This window comes from Apibacter mensalis (assembly GCF_001418685.1).
Classification (GTDB): domain Bacteria; phylum Bacteroidota; class Bacteroidia; order Flavobacteriales; family Weeksellaceae; genus Apibacter; species Apibacter mensalis.
In genome coordinates this window covers 13,397-31,586 of sequence record NZ_LIVM01000014.1, presented here as the reverse complement: position 1 = coordinate 31,586, position 18,190 = coordinate 13,397, and the positions used below count along the sequence as shown (strand labels likewise).

Sequence of the window (18,190 nt, the reverse complement as noted above, 5' to 3'; positions counted from 1 at the left end):
TTAATGAAAAAGATAATTAATTGATTTATAATTAACATGTTATAGTTGGTTGGGAAATAAACGAAAGAGTTTGATTTACCGAAAATATAAAGCTCATCTATATATTATTTTGAATATAGTAAAAGAATTAATATTTATCTATGGTTAATTATAGTATTCATATTCGCATGGTTAATAAGTTATTATGTACTATGGGGGTAAAATAATAAAGAAGGTTAATTTCCGGAATATATGAAAGAGTGTTTTTAATAAATAAAATCAAAAATTAAAAATAAGGGACAAACTAAATATTTATTGTATAAATTATAATGAAATAAAAAGCCCGGTTATCCGGGCTTTTTTATCTTAGGTTAAGAGAATAATGTTTTTACATCATTCCTGGCATTCCTCCACCCATTGGAGGCATTGCTGGTTCATCTTTTTTAATATCAGTAATTACACATTCTGTTGTTAATAACATTCCAGCAACAGAAGCTGCATTTTCTAAAGCAACACGAGTTACTTTAGTAGGGTCAATAATACCGGCACTAAACATATTTTCGTATTGTTCAGATTTAGCGTTGTAACCGAAGTCATCTTTTCCTTCTTTTACTTTGTTAACTACTACAGAACCTTCACCACCAGCATTGGCAACGATTTGACGAAGAGGTTCTTCAATAGCTCTTCTAACAATCTTGATACCGGTTTCTTCATCTTGATTTAGGCCTTTCAAAGATTCTATTCCGTTAATTGCACGAACTAAAGCGACCCCTCCACCGGCAACAAAACCTTCTTCAACAGCAGCGCGAGTTGCATGTAAAGCATCATCTACACGGTCTTTTTTCTCTTTCATTTCAACTTCTGAAGCAGCACCTACATATAAAACAGCTACTCCCCCTGCTAATTTAGCAAGTCTTTCTTGTAGCTTTTCTTTATCGTAGTCAGAAGTAGTATTTTCAATTTGAGCTTTTATTTGAGCAACTCTTTGTTTAATATTTTCATCACTTCCGGCACCATTTACAATAGTGGTGTTATCTTTATCAATGGATACTTTTTCCGCAGTACCTAGCATTTCTAATGTAGCTCCTTCAAGAGTTAATCCAGCTTCTTCAGAAATAACAGTACCGCCGGTTAAAATTGCAATATCCTCCAGCATTGCTTTTCTTCTGTCTCCAAAACCTGGTGCTTTAACAGCTGCAATTTTTAAAGATCCTCTTAACTTATTTACCACAAGAGTAGCCAATGCTTCGCCGTCTACTTCTTCAGAGATAATAAGTAAAGATTTACCATGTTGTGCAACCGGTTCTAAAACAGGAAGTAAATCTTTCATGCTGGATATTTTTTTATCACATAATAAAATATATGGATTTTCCAGCTCAGTAATCATTTTATCTGTATTAGTAACAAAATAAGGGGATTGATATCCTCGGTCAAATTGCATACCTTCAACAACATCTACATAGGTATCAGTACCTTTAGCCTCTTCTACAGTAATAACACCTTCTTTTCCAACTTTACCAAAAGCTTCAGCAATTAGAGAACCGATAGTATCATCATTGTTTGCAGAGATAGAAGCTACTTGTTTGATCTTTTCTGAATCTGAACCTACTTCCTGAGATTGTTTTTTCAATTCTTCAACGACTGCAGCTACAGCTTTATCAATTCCTCTTTTTAAATCCATAGGGTTTGCACCGGCAGCAACATTTTTTAATCCTTCTCTTACAATAGCTTGAGCTAATACAGTTGCAGTAGTTGTCCCATCACCGGCAACATCGTTGGTTTTGGAGGCAACTTCTTTAACCATTTGGGCTCCTAAATTTTCAATAGGTTCTTCCAATTCGATTTCTTTTGCAACGGTAACACCATCTTTAGTTACATGAGGGGCTCCAAAAGATTTTTGTATTACTACGTTTCTACCTTTGGGTCCTAAAGTAACTTTAACAGCATCGGCTAAAGCATCTACCCCTTTTTTTAGGGCATCTCTAGATTCAATATTAAATTTTATATCTTTTGCCATCTTTATATTTTTTATGAATTATATATTTTGTTTAATTAAACGATTGCTAAAATATCAGATTCTCTCATTATAAGATAATCTTTTCCATTAAGTTTTAGTTCAGTTCCGGAATATTTACCATATAAAACTTTATCACCAACTTTAACTGTTAATGGTTCGTCTTTTTTTCCGGCTCCTACTGCAACTATAACCCCTTCTTGTGGTTTTTCTTTAGCACTATCAGGTATAATGATTCCTGATGCAGTCTTTGTTTCAGCAGCTGCCGGCTCTACTACAACGCGGTCAGCTAATGGTTTAATTGATAATTCTGACATATTTATTATTTTTTAATTTTTATATTATTTTTTTAATTTATTGGTATTACTATTTTTCTTTTTTCTAAAAATATGCCAAATAAAGGTTTTATGACAAAAAGAAAGTAAAAAGCGACAAGGTGTCATATGGTTGATTTATACGTCACATTTTGAATATCATTGTTTCTTTAATAAGTATTTTATCATAGCAGTTTAAATACAATTAAAAAGACATGAACATATATAAATAAAAAACCCTTGATAACAGTATAGATATCAAAAGGTCTATAGTATATAAATACAGGTACTTATGACTAAACCATATTATTTTTTATTTTTTTAACGCTAAAAGATAAACTGATGTAATAGATTCCTAAAAATAGCATAGATATACTAACCCATATTAGCAAAGCAGCCAAACCGATCGGTGGAAACATTACTATAATGAAGGAAAGGATAATTTCCAATATACCTAATGTTAATAACCACCCCCAATTACTTATGCCCATATTCTTGATATCAAATGAGTGGCCTATTAAACTAACTCCTTTAAATAATAACCAAAAGCCTATAAAGAAAGATAAAATTCCCATTTGGGTAAAGATATTGGAGGAAATTAATATGACTCCTACCAATAAATCTAAAATACCACCGGCTAAATACCATCCCCAGTTACTGGTATGAGTATTGCTTAACGAAAAAATAATTTCAAAAATACCAAAAACAAGAAAAGAGACAGAAAAAAATGTCGTTAAGAAAATTAGTGATGGAGTGGGAGACATTATAACTATAATACCTGCTAAAATGAACAATATGCCTAAAAGGAGCATAATCCACCAATTTTTTATAAATGATTTCATATAAATTTATCTAATTATTAGAATTAGGTATTTTCAAAAATAATGCCATGAAATTGTTTTTATATCAATGAGGTAGCTAATAATAAGTGTTAATATAATAAGTGTAAATAATAAATTTTTATTTTTTTAATTAGGTATTATTATTGTAGATTGTCAAATAAAAAAGAAGGTAATTTCAAATTGAAAAATAAATTAGATCTATTACAACTAATCGAAGAAGCAAAAAATTCAAGGCAACAAGCTCAAAGCAAAATTGTAAATTTATTTTGGAGTGATATAAAGTCTTATATTTTTTCATTAGTAAAAGATGAAAATTATTCTGAAGAGTTAACCATTGAAACTTTTACTAAAGTTTTGAGTAAGTTGGATTTATATAATTCTGATTTTGATTTCAGAACCTGGGTTACTTCTATTGCTCATAATTCAGCTATAGATTTTTTAAGAAAAAAAAATAAGGTTAAGAACAAATTTTTAGATGATGACTATCATCATTTAAGGGATTGTGAGCCATCGCCAGAGCAGTTATTTATTGACAAACAAAATTTAGAAGCTTTTGAAAAAAGGTTAAATAATCTTCCTGAAAACTATCGAAAACTAATTTATTCTCGATATATCGATGGAAAAAAGCTTAAAGATATAGTTGAAGAAACCGGCTTATCTTTAGCTAATGTAAAAGTAAGCTTGATGAGAGCTAGGAAACTTTTATCTTAAATAAATAATAATCTTGCTATCGTATAAATATTAAATTTCTTTTTGTGGATAGTTGATCAGAAAATTCGTATCCGTCCTCATTATAAGTTTTAATATCATCCAATTGAGTTATGGAATTTTCAGCGCACCAACGAGTCATCTTTCCTCGGGCATTTTTAAAATATGTCATAATGCTTTTTAAAGATCCATTTCTGTAATCTTTGAATTCAATGTTCATAATTTGACCCTTTAACTTTTTAGAGTCAAATACTTTAAAATATTCGTTGCTGGCAAGATTAAGTATGGGTTCATCATTTTTAAGTTGGTTATTTAAATAATTAGTTAATATATTTCTCCAAAATCCATACAGATCATTAGCCTGTTCTGTTTTAAGTTTTTTCCCCATTTCTAATCGGTATAGCATAATATCATCTGAAGGATGTAGTAATCCATAAAGACCGGAAATAATTAAAAGATTTTTTTGCAAATAATTTAAACTGGAATTAGATAAGGATTCGGCGTTTAGTCCTCTGTAAACTTCACCTTTAAATGCAAAAATTGCTTGTACGCATTCTTTTTTAGAAGGATTGGGGCTCCATTGTTGAATTCTTTCCCAATTTTCTCCAGATAATTTTGATGAAATATTCAATAGATTTCCTAATTCAGAAGGGGAATAATTCTTTAAAACGAATTGTAATTTTTTACTATAATCAATCAATATGGGTTGACTATGTTCGTTCCAGCTCGAATTGGTTTCCAAGCTCATTATTTTTGCCGGCGATAGAAGTATCTTCATTTAAAATTTATTAGCTGTGTAGCTAAGTTATTAAAAAAAACAATGTAGTTTAATAGATGAATTTTTATAAAAGTAAATAACAAATGTTAGGAATTGATCTTAACATTTGTTATCATATGTTGAATACTTTATATTTCAAAATCAGAATTTACATCTAATTTTTTTGCTATAATCTTGTTTATTTTATTTTTCAATTGGGTAATGGAAACTGTTTCCATTACATCTGCGCAGAATGCAAACATAAGTAAAGCCTTAGCATTTTTTTCATGGATTCCCCTTTGTTTCAAATAGAATAAGGCATCATTATCAAGCTGTCCTACTGTACACCCATGCGAACATTTTACGTCATCTGCAAAAATTTCTAATTGAGGCTTGGTATCAATACTCGATTTTTTAGAAAGCAAAATATTATTATTTTGTTGAAAAGCATTAGTTTTCTGAGCTATTTTATTTACTTTTATTTTACCATTAAATATTCCGTGGGCAGAATTTTGGTATATTCCTCTATAAAGTTCATGACTTTCACAATTAGGCCGGTTGTGTTTAACAAGCGTATGATTTCCAACTTCTTGTCCTTCTCCTATAATGGTTACTCCTTTTAAGGTCGAATTAATATTTTCCCCATTATGATCAAAAGATAGTTCATTACGAATGGTTTTGCCTCCAAAAGAAAAAGTATGCATAAAGACATTACTGTCTTTTTCTTGCCTTATAAAGGTTGAATCCATTAGGCAAGAGGAGTGCACATCATCCTGAATTTTGTAAAGGCTGAAATTAGTGTTTTTTCCCACAAATATCTCAGTTACGATATTATTGAAGAATTTAAATTCTGATAGCGTATGAATTCTTTCAGAAATTTGAATTTCTGATTGATCTTCTATAACAAATAAATTACGTAGGTTTTTAAGGGCCGTATAGTCTTGCTTTGAATTTAAATAAATTAATTCTATTACCTGTTGCTCTATAGTATGTTTAGGTACATAAATAAAAGTTCCTTCGTGGTATGATGCCATATTTAATACATTAAAGTAATGTTTTTGGCAGGAAATAGAATTCAGCTTAGAGAGTATAATAGCTTGATACTTTTCATTTTTTAAAGCTTCTGAGAAAGGCAGGACAATCCATGTATTTTGTGGATAATTGGAATATTCTGATGAAATAAGACCATCAATGATAACAATTTTAAAAGAATCCGGTTCATGACCTACAATATCTTCTATAATCTCTTTAGATATAGGATTGTTTTTTGCAGTTTGATAAAGTTTTGGATTGAAATCAGCTATTTCAGTAAATTTCCAATCTTCATTTTTTTTTGTTGGAAAACTACTATTCTCTAATGTTGATTGTGCCTGTTTGGTAATTTTTTCTAATTCAGTATGTTGTAGGATATTCATTTTGCTAATTTAAGTTAGGAGGAATTACTAATTGATGTAATCGAAAACTATAACCAATCGTATCCTTTTTCTTCTAATTCCAATGCCAATTCTTTAGTTCCTGATTTTATAATTTTTCCGTTCATTAATACATGTACGAAATCCGGGACAATATAATCCAGTAAACGTTGATAGTGAGTAATAACTAAAACCGCATTATCTTTATTTTTTAATTTATTGACACCATTGGAAACAATACGCAGTGCATCAATATCAAGTCCAGAATCAGTTTCGTCCAAGATGGATAATTTTGGCTCTAACATAGCCATTTGGAAAATTTCATTTTTTTTCTTTTCGCCACCTGAAAAACCTTCATTAAGAGATCGGGAAAGAAAATCTTTCTTTATTTCCAGCATCTCGGATTTTTCTTTAACTTTTTGTAAAAATTCTTGTGCAGAAATATCTTCTTGCCCACGAGCTTTACGATTAGCATTAATGGCTGCTTTTAAAAAGTTGGAGACGCTTACACCGGGAATTTCTATTGGGTACTGAAAAGACATAAATATTCCGGCATTGGCTCTTTCTTCAGGAGCAAGGTCTAATAAATTTTTTCCATCTAATAGAATAGAGCCTTCAGTGACCTCATAATCCTCCTTTCCGGTAATTACATTAGAAAGCGTACTCTTTCCACCACCATTAGGCCCCATAATTGCATGTACTTCTCCCTTACTAATTTCAAGATTTATTCCTTTAAGTATTTCTTTTTTTCCAATTCTTGCGTGCAAATTTTTTATTGATAGCATTTTTATCGTATATTATCTTAAACTTATTCAAAAACAAATATACTACCTTTATAACTGCTGTAAAAAATAGGTTATAAATTTTATTGATTTCAAAATTGATTAACGTTATTTAAATAAATACTTTTCAGATACTTAAAATTAATTTCCAATTTTTTTAATAGTATATTAAAAAAAAATCATTAATTTTTTTAACCATAAATTATAAGTGAAATATGTTATTTTTATCATAAAAGAGTATAATTTTGTAAATATATTTATATAATTTGTATTGGTTATGTGTTAAATTAAGTTGTTGATTATCTTTGCATTAAATTTTTTTATCATTAATTTCCAATTTTTTACTTATCATTTTCTTTATAATCGATGGAATCCATTTTAAAAGTTGTTCGATATCTTCTAAGATTTCCCCAGTGTAAGCACCGGTTGACATACATAAAACCTGTATAGTGTTATTGGGTGTATCAGAAAACTCTTGCGAAAGAATTCCTATTGAAATTCCTATTACGGTAGAAATGGGGGCTTTTATAAAAAAGCCTGCATACAAAAATTCCTTTATAAACAGAACAAACAATAGTGCTTATCACAGTTGCGAAGATCATACACTCGAACACTCGAATTGACTGAAAAAATCAAGTAGTTTCTCATTAATTTCTTTAAAATAAATTACCATGTTAGTTTTTCTAAGGTTATTATTTAAGGTTTTGAGGGTGAAATACTTTTTAGTTATAGCCTTGTATTGTTATATTTTTAAATTTTTGACCTCTATTATAATAAGTCTTATTAGAAAAATAGGGTTAAGAAGAGAAATAAAATAAGTAAGTAAAAGAAATTTGAAAAGACGATGCAATGAGAATTCTTAATGAATATAAAATGTGAAAATCAAAATCCTAACTGTTAATTAACGAGCTTTTACTTTCCTTTTTATGGGTACAGGTATTAAGAGGTAATTTTTATTTATTAAAATGAAATTCATTCCGTTCCATATTTTTCTTCGAATTTCACATATTATTTGTTTTCAATCTTCTCAATAAGTTCCAGGGAGATTTATAATGGGTAAGTCTATTCCAGAATTTTTATTTGATTTTCATGAATAATGCGCCTTTTTCTTTAAGCTTAAGAACTTTTTATCTTCAAAATTATCATTTAAGCAAATTTTAAGTTGTGGGCGTTTAATTTTCGTTTTATCATGGTAAGGTTTTTAGTATTAGTATGGTTTCATTCTGATTTTAAAAATGATTTGATTAAATCAATTGATCAATGATTGTTATTTATCCGATAATAAAAAAGTCACTAAAATTATTTCAAGTAAAATTGTAATTATGTTTAATGAATTTATAATTGGATATTTTATTTTAATCCATATGCAATAATTCAGGATTTTCCAATTTTAATTAACTATTTTCTTGTTTGTTTGTAAATAGAAATAATAACTTGGATAACTAATAAATTAATTTTCTGAGGATTATGTGGAATAAAAAAATTAATGTATATTTACATTGATTATAAATATAAAGCGAGTATACAAATAAATTTGTATAAATAATTGATATATGAAAAAAAACACAAATTTCTTTGAAAGAATAACAGAGCTTATTCATTATAAAAGATTTAGGAGTGTTCATGATTTTGCAATTAATGGGTTAGGATATAGTTCTTCTGAAAAATTAAACCGATTAAAAAAAGAAGGAACTAGACCTTCTTATGATATATTAGAAGACATTGCAAATAAGTTTGATGATATAAATGTGGATTGGTTACTTACCGGTAGAGAATCTATGTTAAAAAGAGTATCAGAGTTTGCCGGAGGTAAAGAAATACTTCCTGCTCCTATAATAAGTATGCACCGCAAGACAATAGATACTATTAGAGATATACAAGATGTGCCTTTATATGATTTAGAAGCTACTTCGGGTTTAGTTGAGCTTTTTAAAGGATCTTCCGGCGAAGCAGTCTTAGATCGTATCCGTATACCGGGTATAGCAAATTGTGATGGGGGAGTGTATGTAAAAGGTGATTCTATGTATCCGTTACTGAAAAGTGGAGATATTGTTTTATATAAAAAAGTTAATTTAGATAAAATTTTTTGGGGTGAAATGTATTTACTTTCCATAAAAATTGACGATTGGAGCGAATATATCACGGTTAAATTTGTTCAAAAATCAGATTTAGGAGATGAATATATAAAGCTGGTTTCCCAAAATCAACACCATCAACCGAAGGATATGTTAATGGAACATATAAATGCTATTGCCTTAATACGAGCAAGCATACGATTACATAATTAATTTTAATAGAATTGGGCTTCATACAGATATGTGAAGTTCGATTGTATAACTTTAGCATATAATCTTAATTTATTTACCTTTTATAGAGGGATATTGCAGATTTACTCGTAAAAAATTAGTTTTGTAATGCATCTGTAATTATAAACCTATATGTCGAGGTAATTTTTATAAGGATCAATCAAATTCTTAAATATAGCGGAGTGCAATACATTTTATTCCCTGTAATATATGCGTTTAACCCTAGATGAAATTGAAGTTAGAACTTCATACGGGATGGTTTGATACCATTCGGCATATTCAATCAAACTTGGATTTTCACCCATAATTATGACGGTATCTCCTTCCTTACAAGCTATATTCGTTACATCAATCATCATCATATCCATACAAATATTTCCAATGATAGGAGCTTTTTTTCCATGAATCGTTACATATCCTTTTCCATTTCCTACTATTCTTCGAATGCCATCTGCATAGCCGATGGGCAAAGTTGCAACAGAGGTAGTTTTTTTAGCTACAAATTGTCTGCCATACCCAACTGTTTCTCCGGGTTCAAGATCATGAATATTAGAAATAACAGTCTTTAATGTAATCACATTTTTCAGCTTTTTTAAGGTCTTTTCATTGTCAATGTATCCATACATGCCTATTCCTAAACGAACGGCATCAAAATGATATTCCGGATAATTAATGATCCCGGCAGAATTCGCTATGTGAAGAAGAGGTTGGTAACCCAATATTTTTGCTAAAATATCAAATGAATACTTTAGCTTGCTGGCTTGTAATCTTGTAAATTCCTCTTGTTCCGAAACATCGGATACCGCAAAATGACTGAAAATAGATTTAACCTTTACATAAACATTATTTTTTAATAAATCGCCTAATTTTTGAGCTTCTTCAGGTTGAAAACCTAAACGATGCATCCCGGTATCAATTTTAATATGGATAGGATATTTAGTTAGTTTTTTTTCTTTTAATTTATGAACAAATAAGTTTAGTTCTCTAAAACTATATATTTCCGGCTCCAATTCATATTCGATGACTCGATCATAACTGCTGATTTCCGGATTCATAACCATAATGGGTAAGTGAATGCCTTTATCTCTTAATTTAAACCCTTCGTCCGGATAAGCAACGGCAAGGTAATCTATATGATAAAATTGTAAAACTTCTGCTATCTCAAAATTCCCCAATCCGTACGATGAAGCTTTAACCATGGCAATAATCTTAGTTTCCGGTTTTAATAGACTTTTAAAATAATTTACATTCATCAATAGTGAATGTAGATTAACTTCCAATATAGTGTCATGAGATTGAACTTCCAATAATTGGGTAACTTTTTCCAATTCAAACTTACGCGCTCCTTTTATTAATAGGGCAGCATCTTTTATGGAACGACTTTCTAAAAACCTAATCACCTCTACGGTAGATAAAAAACTTTTAAGTATATTGTTAAATAAGTGTCTGTATTTGTATGTTTTTTCTCCAACTAAAAGGATGTGATGTAAGGGAAAAGAATTGACCAAATCAGCTATTTTTTTATACAACTCAGCTTCAGCTAGTCGAGATTGGAGGATATCTGAGAGCACCAAAACTTTTTTGGGTTTGTTTTGTTGGAAAAGAAAATGTAAGGCTATTTCCAATGATTGGTAATCCGAGTTGAACGTATCGTTGATTATCGTACAATTATTAATTCCGGATACTAACTCTAAACGCATAGATACGAATTGTAGATGAAGAATTTTTTCTTGTATAAAATCGTAATTATATCCTAATTCAGACAATACAGCTAGTAAACATAATACATTTTGGATAGAAGCATCATCTGTGAAAGGAAAAATAAATTCCCTAGGTTCACCAAAAACGGAAACACTCAGTACTGTTGTATTACCATTAAGAGTAGTTTCTAATAATTGAATATCTGAATTTTCTTTACCGAAAGAAATTAATTTTTTGTTGGGATACTCTAATTGAATTATTTTTGATATATTCGGATCAGTTGGATAAATAATAACTTGTGAGTTTTTAAAAAGCTTTATTTTTTCAACAATTTGTTCTTCCTTATCTTTAAAATATTCTGAATGTGCACCCAGTACATTGGTGAGAACTCCTATAGTAGGATGCAAAACTCTTTCCTGTTTATCCATTTCTCCGGGCTTAGAAATACCTACTTCAAAAATTCCTAAGTCGTGCTTAGACTCAATCTGCAATACGGATAACGGAAGTCCCATTTGAGAATTAAAGCTTTTTGGACTTTTAATAATTGAAAATACGTCCCACAAACATTGATTAAGCCATTCTTTTAAAATGGTTTTGCCATTACTTCCGGTAATACCTATGGTTGTAAGGCTGGGATAAGAATTTATATGATAACATGCCCATTTTTGTAGTGCTGACACCGGATCATCTACAATTAGATACGTAGCATCAGAATGTATAACGGGAATATGAGAACCGATAAAAATCCGCACCGATTTTTTATAGGCATCTTCCATATATTTATGACCATCGCGAATTCCAATAAATGCTATAAATGCCCCATCAGCCGGAGACACGATATTTCGACTATCGTAAAATATATGTTGAATTTTTCTATCAGGATCTCCGATAAGCTGGGCATCTATAATCAGAGCCAGATGAGTCACACAATAAATCATTTTAGTGCCAATAGTTAGATTTCATCTTTTTTCTGTACTTTTTCCTTTTTCAAAATTTCCCAAAAAGCTTGTCTGCTTAAAGGCTCATATTTGTCTTTTTCACCTAATTCTACCAGGTTCTTACCGGATGAAATACGATGGGAATAATTAGCCAGATTTCCTGTTTTTACACAAATAGCATGTACTTTAGTTACATATTCGGCAGTAGCCATTAAAGAGGGCATCGGACCAAAAGGTCTGCCTTTAAAATCCATATCCAATCCTGCAACAATTACTCTTTTACCCTGATTGGCAAGTAGGTTGCATACTTCTACTATAGTATCGCTAAAAAACTGGGCTTCATCGATTCCTATTACGTCGCAATCGACTGCTAGAAGGGGGATTTCCAGAGGGTTGTCAATAGGAGTGCTCAGATAAGAAGTTTTATCATGGGAAACCACCAATGTTTCATCATATCTTACGTCCATGGCAGGTTTGAAAATTTCAACCTTTTGTTTTGCAAATTCTGCACGTTTAAGTCTGCGGATAAGTTCTTCCGTTTTACCAGAGAACATGGAGCCGCAAATTACTTCAATCCAGCCAGTTTGTTGAGTGCTATTTGTTGTATTTTCAAGAAACATTTGTAAATTTCGGGTCTTTAATAAAAATTTTTACAAAAGTAGAAATTAACGAACATATTAAAAAGCAAATTATGAATGTCAAAGAAATATTTCAAAAAGAAGTTTTGGAAGAAATAAAATCCATTGCCGGAGAAATTAGCCGTGTACAGAGCTTTTCAGGTCTTCTATCACATCAGCAGAAAATTCAAAGTTTATATGAAAAATTTATTTTTTTAAAACAATTATCTACCTCTAAATATCAGCAAATTCTTGAAAATGCAGAAAGTAATGAGAGGGTACAGGAGAAAAAAGTAGAGGTTAGAGATTTTTATGAAACGACTAAAGAGCAGGTAAGTAAAGAATTTGAAAATATAGCCTCAACTAAAAATGAAAATGTTGAAAATAATGTAAACAGAGAAGAAAAAGCAGTTGAGAATACTCATAAAAAAGAATTAGAAGCAACATCTGAAGACATAGAAAAATCAGAAGAAGAAGATTTTAGAAAAAAGGATTCTTTAACTATTCAGATTGCTGAAATAAAACCTCATGAAAAGAATAGAATTTTAAGACCCATTAATTTAGATTTTAATGATTCCATCGCTTTTATCAGCCAATTGTTTAATGGAAGTAAATCTGATATGGATGCTGAATTTACTCATTTAAACCAAACTCAATCGATAGAGGAAGCAAAAAAATGGATGGAAGAAATGTTTGTAAAATACAATTGGAAAAATAAAGAAGAATATGTGGAGCGTTTGTCAGGTTTAATAGTACACAGGTTTGATTCATAACAGCTTATAAAAATATGAGTGGAAAGCTATATTTAATTCCAACTCCTATTGGAAATCTTGAGGATATTACCTTACGGGCTTTGCGCCTTTTAAAAGAAGTAGATTTAATTTTGGCTGAAGATACTCGTACTTCCGGAAAGCTTCTTAAGCATTATGATATACAAACGCCTATGCAATCGTATCACATGTTTAATGAACATCAAAAAACCGAAGGATATACAAATCAGATTTCTGAAGGGCGTATTGTTGCTCTAATCACAGATGCCGGAACTCCGGGAATATCAGACCCGGGGTATATGCTTGTAAAATCTTGCATTGAAAAAAATATTTCGGTAGAATGCCTTCCGGGGGCTACTGCTTTTGTTCCCGCATTGGCTATTTCAGGGCTTCCTTCACATGAATTTGTTTTTGTCGGCTTTTTACCATCCAAAAAAGGCAGACAAACTAAGCTCAAAGAGTTGTCACAAGAGAGCAGAACTCTTATTTTATATGAAAGTCCTCATAAAATAATTACCACCTTAGAACAAATTTCGGAAATTTTCGGAAAGGATCGAAGAATTAGTATAAGCAGGGAACTTACTAAAATGCATGAAGAAACGTTGCGAGGTAGTGTGGGTGAGGTATTAAAAATAGGTAAAGAAAAGCCTTTGAAGGGGGAAATAGTTGTACTAATTGAAGGAAAATAATTATTTTTAAATTTATGATATCGAACCGGTGTAAGTACGCATTAAAAGCTTTAATCTATATAGCAAGACAAGATAAGGATAAAAGTATATTGTCGTCAGAAATCTCTAAGGACGAAAATATACCTAAAAAGTTTTTGGAAAATATTTTGAGAGACCTTAAAAATGCACAATTTTTAACCAGTAGAAGAGGCGCTAAAGGAGGGTATCGATTAAATAAAGATCCGGAAAAGGTAACTTTAATTGAAGTGATTCGTTTAATGGATGGTCCCATAGCTTTGTTGCCGTGTGTGTCAATTATGTATCACCAGCCTTGTGATACGTGTGAGGCCGAAGAAACGTGTACGATACGCGATGTATTTATAGAAGTTAGAGATGCTACTTTGGAAATTTATAGAAAAACAACCTTAGCAAGTTTGGCAAAAAAGAAAAATAAGTTATCTTTGTAGCTAAAAATGGGGCTGTAGCTCAGCTGGCTAGAGTGTTAGACTGGCAGTCTAAAGGTCGTGGGTTCGAGCCCCATCAGCTCCACATCTAAAGAAATTAGATTAGAATACAGCACCGAAAACTATTCGGTGCTTTTATTTTTTTAATTAATTTCGACTTATCCGTATATAATAAAAATTTAAAATATAGTCAGATCTTTGCTTATTTAGAAGTTAAAATATTTTCTATTAGTTGTTTTCTGTCCTACTCATTTATAAAATTTTTGTTTACTTATATATTTATCTAAAAAACCAATATAATTTTAATCTATTTCTTTTAAGTTGATTTCCATGATATTATGAAAACAAATTTATCTGTATCTCTATATTTATAAAAATTACTCCATTGGATAAAATCAATTATATTGGAAAAAAGGTAACCGGCATAGCGAAAGGCTAATTACCTCAACTGAAAAAAGTTTTGAATAAAAGAAATGATTCCGATTTTACTATATCTGAAAGCAAATCACAACTGCTAAATAAGTAAGTGAAATTAAGTAAAATTGCGCAAAGCTGTGACGCATCACGAAACTAAATAAAATTGAAGACAATTCACAACATACAAAATTGTAATCAGTAGACCATAAAATTACAATTCACCATCAATTCCATATAGACTATAACAGAATTTAACTTATAAATATTGTCTGTTAATAAATTAAAAAAAATAATATAACAACATTATTGTGTTAAAATAAGAAAAAATAAAATAATAATTATCTTTAAACGTTATTTAAAAAAATAATTAAATTACTTTTTTATATGAAATCATTTGAAAATCATGAGGAAGGTAATAATTCATCATTTCAGCTAAATCCGCCTCAAAAAGAAGTTCATTATTATGCTAAATACGGAGGAACGAAAGACAAAATATACGGAAATACACATATAATTTCCGTAAAAATACAGATAGACGGAGCCGAATTTTTTACACAGACCAACGTACAGTTGGAAATCAGGCAAAAAATAAATGACCTCCACAAATTTACCCTTACTTGTGTACCCGAAGAATTTGGAGAAAATAATACAACATATTTACTTCAAAACACCGGAGAATATTTAGGCAAAAGAATTACCTTTCAATTTCGACAGTTTGGAAAGATCACTTCAACCTTCACCGGAATCATTACCCGGATTTCTACCTCCACTAAAGGTGGCATCCGTCAAATCATTCTTACAGGCAATTCTCCTAGCATTCTAATGGAAAACGGGCCTCAATGTCGCAGCTTTGAAAATAAAACCTTTGAGGAGATTATTAAAGAAATAAGCAAAGACTACCCGCCCAACCTGATAAATTTTCATGTCAATCCCAATAATAAAGAAAGATTGGACTATATTGTACAATATAACAGTTCCGATTTACAGTTTTTACAGCAAATAAGCAGGCGTTTTGGGGAATATTTTTACTATAACGGAGAACAGTTTTGCTTTTCAGCTTGGGGAGGCAAAATTATAGAATTAATGGAAGGAGAAGATATATACGAGTATGAGCTTAGTATGGAAGTGCAGCCACAGGCTTTTTCCTATACCGCCTATGATGCCAAGCAGGGAACAGACTATCTGTTGGATTCAGAAATCCGGAAAGTACAGACCTCTCAAAACCCTTTTCAACAACATGCTCACCATGTTTCAGAAAACTTATATAACGTATCTCCAACAGCCCATTACGACCAAAGTTTACTGCACCAAGGCCCCCTGGAAATAGAACACTCAATAGAAAAAGAAAAGAAAAAACGGCAAAATTTAGTATATATAAAAGCCAGCGGAAACAATCCCCACTTACGAGTAGGAGATGTAGCCAAGATGATGGCGTGGATGCCGAAACATGAGATATTTAAAAACGGACGCGTTCCCATAGAATCGTATAAAATAACAGAGATTGTCCATACCTTTGCAGACGGAGAAGGCTATAGAAATACCTTCCTTGGTCTACCTAAAGATTTACCCGTTCCGCCTTACTATGAAAGAACCGAATCGCCTAAGGCCCACATACAACATGCCGTGGTAACCGATAATAAAGACCCATTGAAAATGGGAAGAGTTCGAGTACAATTTACCTGGCAACGCGCTACGAACAGCCAAACACCTTGGGTGCAGGTCATACAACTGCATAGCGGAGCAGGCAAAGGAACATATTTCAATCCGGAGATAGGCGAAACCGTTTTGTGTGCCTTTCAAGGAGGGAATGCCGAAGCGCCCATAGTATTGGGCACAGCCTATAACGGAGGAGAAATTGCTGCCTACTACACCGAAGGGAATGATATAAAAGTAATGCAAACGCGAAGCGGAATCAAAATCGTATTTAACGATGCAGAAGAACAGGGCACCCTGTTAATAGAAGATCCCAGCGGAAACAGAGTCTTCATGGATGGAAAAGGGAACATGAAAACCCATGCCCCCAAAAATATGGAAATGACCGCCGGTGAAAATATGAATATAAAAGTAGGAAAAAACCTGAATTTTACGGTAGGAAATGAAGCAACCTGGGATATTATGGAAAAATTGCTGATAAATGCACCATTTATGCAACAGTTGATAAGTACCTATTTCCATACCCAAGCAGGAAAAGCCCTCATAAATTCAGAAAATCAAATAAAAATAGAAAGCCCGAAAACCTATGTACAAGGAGCAGAGCGATTAATGCTCCATTCCGATGAGTTGGCAACCTTAAACTCACAAGGAATCGCTGAAATGAAAGGAGAAACCAAAAATTCATTGAGTAATAAAAGTGACATTTATGAACCGAAACAATTCAAAATTGAAGCTAAATGTATGGTACAATTCCGTCCCCATAATAACTGGAGCGGAGAATTTGGTTTTGACTGGGTTAGAACAGGAGATACAGGAAGAGATCCTGGAGACACGCGTGCCTATAAAGATATTATAGGGAAAAATAGAGATTCATTAGGAAATATTTCGAATGAAAATTATGGGAATAATATAGTTCCAGATATAAAAGAATATACTAAACTTTTGAAGCAATATAAGGTGTTATCCGTTCCATTTACCAAAGACTTTTATATTGTTCCTTGGCTTTCTTTATTTAAAGATAAAACAGCTAAATTGAGTTTAAAACTTCATATAGAAGAATCACCCAAAAAGCTAGAATTTAAATATGATAAAAGTTTATTTGAGCTAAACAAAACCGAAATAACAACTACAATGAAAGGAAAACATACTTTGCCAGATTATTTAACTATTAAATGTATTAAAACTTTTAATAATGACCAGTTTATTGATGTATATGCAGATAATAAACTTGCAGGAAGATTAAAGGTACATAAGAATGGAAAGGGTTACCGAAGGAAGGTTGATATTGTGCTGGCTCCAATTAAAACTAATATAACTGGAAAAGGGGAAGAAGGAAATATTACAGGTGAAGAAGACAAATTAAAAAAATACTTAAGTCAAGCATTAATTACGCCTAATATAATTATAGATAATAGTATTGATCTTTCTAAAGATACTATATTTATGAATAATTTTATAAAAAATAAAAAAATCATTTACGGACGTGATAGTAAAGATCAGGGAATACTTCATACATATATGATGAACAATTACAATTTACATGGGAAATACCCGGAAGCATTTGTAATTTATATTTTTGATTTGGCCTGTCCAGGTATTGCAGGAGAGGCATTTAATATCCCTTCCAATAATGCTTTAGTTTTTGGATATAATACCAGAAAGCCTACTTGTTTGGTACATGAATTCTTACACGGTATGGGATTATACCACACTTTTGATAATAATAGTATGTTTACATTTCCTAAAATTACAGAAAATATAGAAGATTATACTACCAACCGCTACGCGCTTTGGAAATGGCAATGGGATATTATAAGAGAAAATTCATTAATGAAAAAAGAATAACTC

15 protein-coding genes and 1 tRNA gene are annotated in these 18,190 nt (G+C 31.3%); 7 read left to right on the top strand and 9 right to left on the bottom strand.

From position 1 onward, the window contains the following. Positions 1 to 367: 367 nt before the first annotated feature. The 3 genes from groL to ASC36_RS09095 form a co-directional block, all read right to left on the bottom strand. The gene (groL, locus tag ASC36_RS09105) at positions 368 to 1,996 is read right to left on the bottom strand and encodes a chaperonin GroEL (RefSeq protein ID WP_055426188.1); all 1,629 of its coding nucleotides are present in this window, start codon (positions 1,994 to 1,996) and stop codon (positions 368 to 370) included. Between the two features lie 35 nt (positions 1,997 to 2,031). Beyond that, entirely contained in the window at positions 2,032 to 2,310 is a 279-nt protein-coding gene (locus ASC36_RS09100) for a co-chaperone GroES (RefSeq protein WP_055426187.1), read from the bottom strand. A 293-nt stretch (positions 2,311 to 2,603) separates the two neighbouring features. Then, on the bottom strand, positions 2,604 to 3,149 hold the full coding sequence (locus ASC36_RS09095; protein ID WP_055426186.1) for an HdeD family acid-resistance protein: 546 nt from the start codon (positions 3,147 to 3,149) through the stop codon (positions 2,604 to 2,606). 150 nt (positions 3,150 to 3,299) lie between these two features. Here ASC36_RS09095 and ASC36_RS09090 point away from each other — a divergent pair, with 150 nt between their 5' ends. After that, positions 3,300 to 3,860: an RNA polymerase sigma factor gene (locus ASC36_RS09090; RefSeq protein WP_167336879.1), complete on the top strand. Its 561-nt coding sequence runs from the start codon at positions 3,300 to 3,302 to the stop codon at positions 3,858 to 3,860. A gap of 16 nt (positions 3,861 to 3,876) precedes the next feature. On the opposite strand, the gene yaaA is transcribed toward ASC36_RS09090, so the two are convergent. The 4 genes from yaaA to ASC36_RS09070 form a co-directional block, all read right to left on the bottom strand. Beyond that, complete coding sequence (gene yaaA, locus ASC36_RS09085; RefSeq protein ID WP_055426185.1) at positions 3,877 to 4,635, bottom strand: peroxide stress protein YaaA; 759 nt, start codon at positions 4,633 to 4,635, stop codon at positions 3,877 to 3,879. Positions 4,636 to 4,763: 128 nt separating this feature from the next. Next, positions 4,764 to 6,029 (bottom strand): Fe-S cluster assembly protein SufD, encoded by a 1,266-nt coding sequence (gene sufD, locus ASC36_RS09080; RefSeq protein ID WP_055426184.1) that lies wholly within the window; start codon positions 6,027 to 6,029, stop codon positions 4,764 to 4,766. A 47-nt stretch (positions 6,030 to 6,076) separates the two neighbouring features. Then, positions 6,077 to 6,811 carry a Fe-S cluster assembly ATPase SufC gene (gene sufC / locus ASC36_RS09075; protein WP_055426183.1) on the bottom strand — a complete coding sequence of 245 codons (735 nt, stop codon included), beginning with the start codon at positions 6,809 to 6,811 and terminating at the stop codon, positions 6,077 to 6,079. A 307-nt stretch (positions 6,812 to 7,118) separates the two neighbouring features. Beyond that, positions 7,119 to 7,355: a hypothetical protein gene (locus tag ASC36_RS09070; RefSeq protein ID WP_055426182.1), complete on the bottom strand. Its 237-nt coding sequence runs from the start codon at positions 7,353 to 7,355 to the stop codon at positions 7,119 to 7,121. A 1,006-nt stretch (positions 7,356 to 8,361) separates the two neighbouring features. Between ASC36_RS09070 and ASC36_RS09065 the strand changes: the two genes are divergently transcribed. Continuing rightward, positions 8,362 to 9,096, top strand: coding sequence for a S24 family peptidase (locus ASC36_RS09065; protein WP_055426181.1), 735 nt, complete (start codon positions 8,362 to 8,364; stop codon positions 9,094 to 9,096). Positions 9,097 to 9,308: 212 nt separating this feature from the next. On the opposite strand, the gene ASC36_RS09060 is transcribed toward ASC36_RS09065, so the two are convergent. Together ASC36_RS09060 and ASC36_RS09055 are read right to left on the bottom strand one after the other, a co-directional pair. Then, on the bottom strand, positions 9,309 to 11,753 hold the full coding sequence (locus ASC36_RS09060) for a bifunctional UDP-N-acetylmuramoyl-tripeptide:D-alanyl-D-alanine ligase/alanine racemase (protein WP_073961263.1): 2,445 nt from the start codon (positions 11,751 to 11,753) through the stop codon (positions 9,309 to 9,311). A 14-nt stretch (positions 11,754 to 11,767) separates the two neighbouring features. Next, on the bottom strand, positions 11,768 to 12,373 hold the full coding sequence (locus ASC36_RS09055) for a thymidine kinase (RefSeq protein WP_055426179.1): 606 nt from the start codon (positions 12,371 to 12,373) through the stop codon (positions 11,768 to 11,770). A gap of 71 nt (positions 12,374 to 12,444) precedes the next feature. On the opposite strand from ASC36_RS09055, the gene ASC36_RS09050 reads away from it, so the two are divergent. From ASC36_RS09050 to ASC36_RS09030, 5 genes are all read left to right on the top strand, one after another. Then, a complete protein-coding gene (locus tag ASC36_RS09050; protein WP_055426178.1) occupies positions 12,445 to 13,143 on the top strand; it encodes a hypothetical protein in 699 nt (232 codons plus the stop codon). A gap of 14 nt (positions 13,144 to 13,157) precedes the next feature. Beyond that, positions 13,158 to 13,829, top strand: coding sequence for a 16S rRNA (cytidine(1402)-2'-O)-methyltransferase (rsmI, locus tag ASC36_RS09045; protein ID WP_055426177.1), 672 nt, complete (start codon positions 13,158 to 13,160; stop codon positions 13,827 to 13,829). 14 nt (positions 13,830 to 13,843) lie between these two features. After that, entirely contained in the window at positions 13,844 to 14,275 is a 432-nt protein-coding gene (locus ASC36_RS09040) for an RrF2 family transcriptional regulator (protein ID WP_055426176.1), read from the top strand. An 8-nt stretch (positions 14,276 to 14,283) separates the two neighbouring features. Next, positions 14,284 to 14,357 (top strand) — tRNA-Ala (locus tag ASC36_RS09035). 716 nt (positions 14,358 to 15,073) lie between these two features. Continuing rightward, positions 15,074 to 18,187 carry a type VI secretion system Vgr family protein gene (locus ASC36_RS09030; protein WP_055426175.1) on the top strand — a complete coding sequence of 1,038 codons (3,114 nt, stop codon included), beginning with the start codon at positions 15,074 to 15,076 and terminating at the stop codon, positions 18,185 to 18,187. Positions 18,188 to 18,190 lie beyond the last annotated feature (3 nt).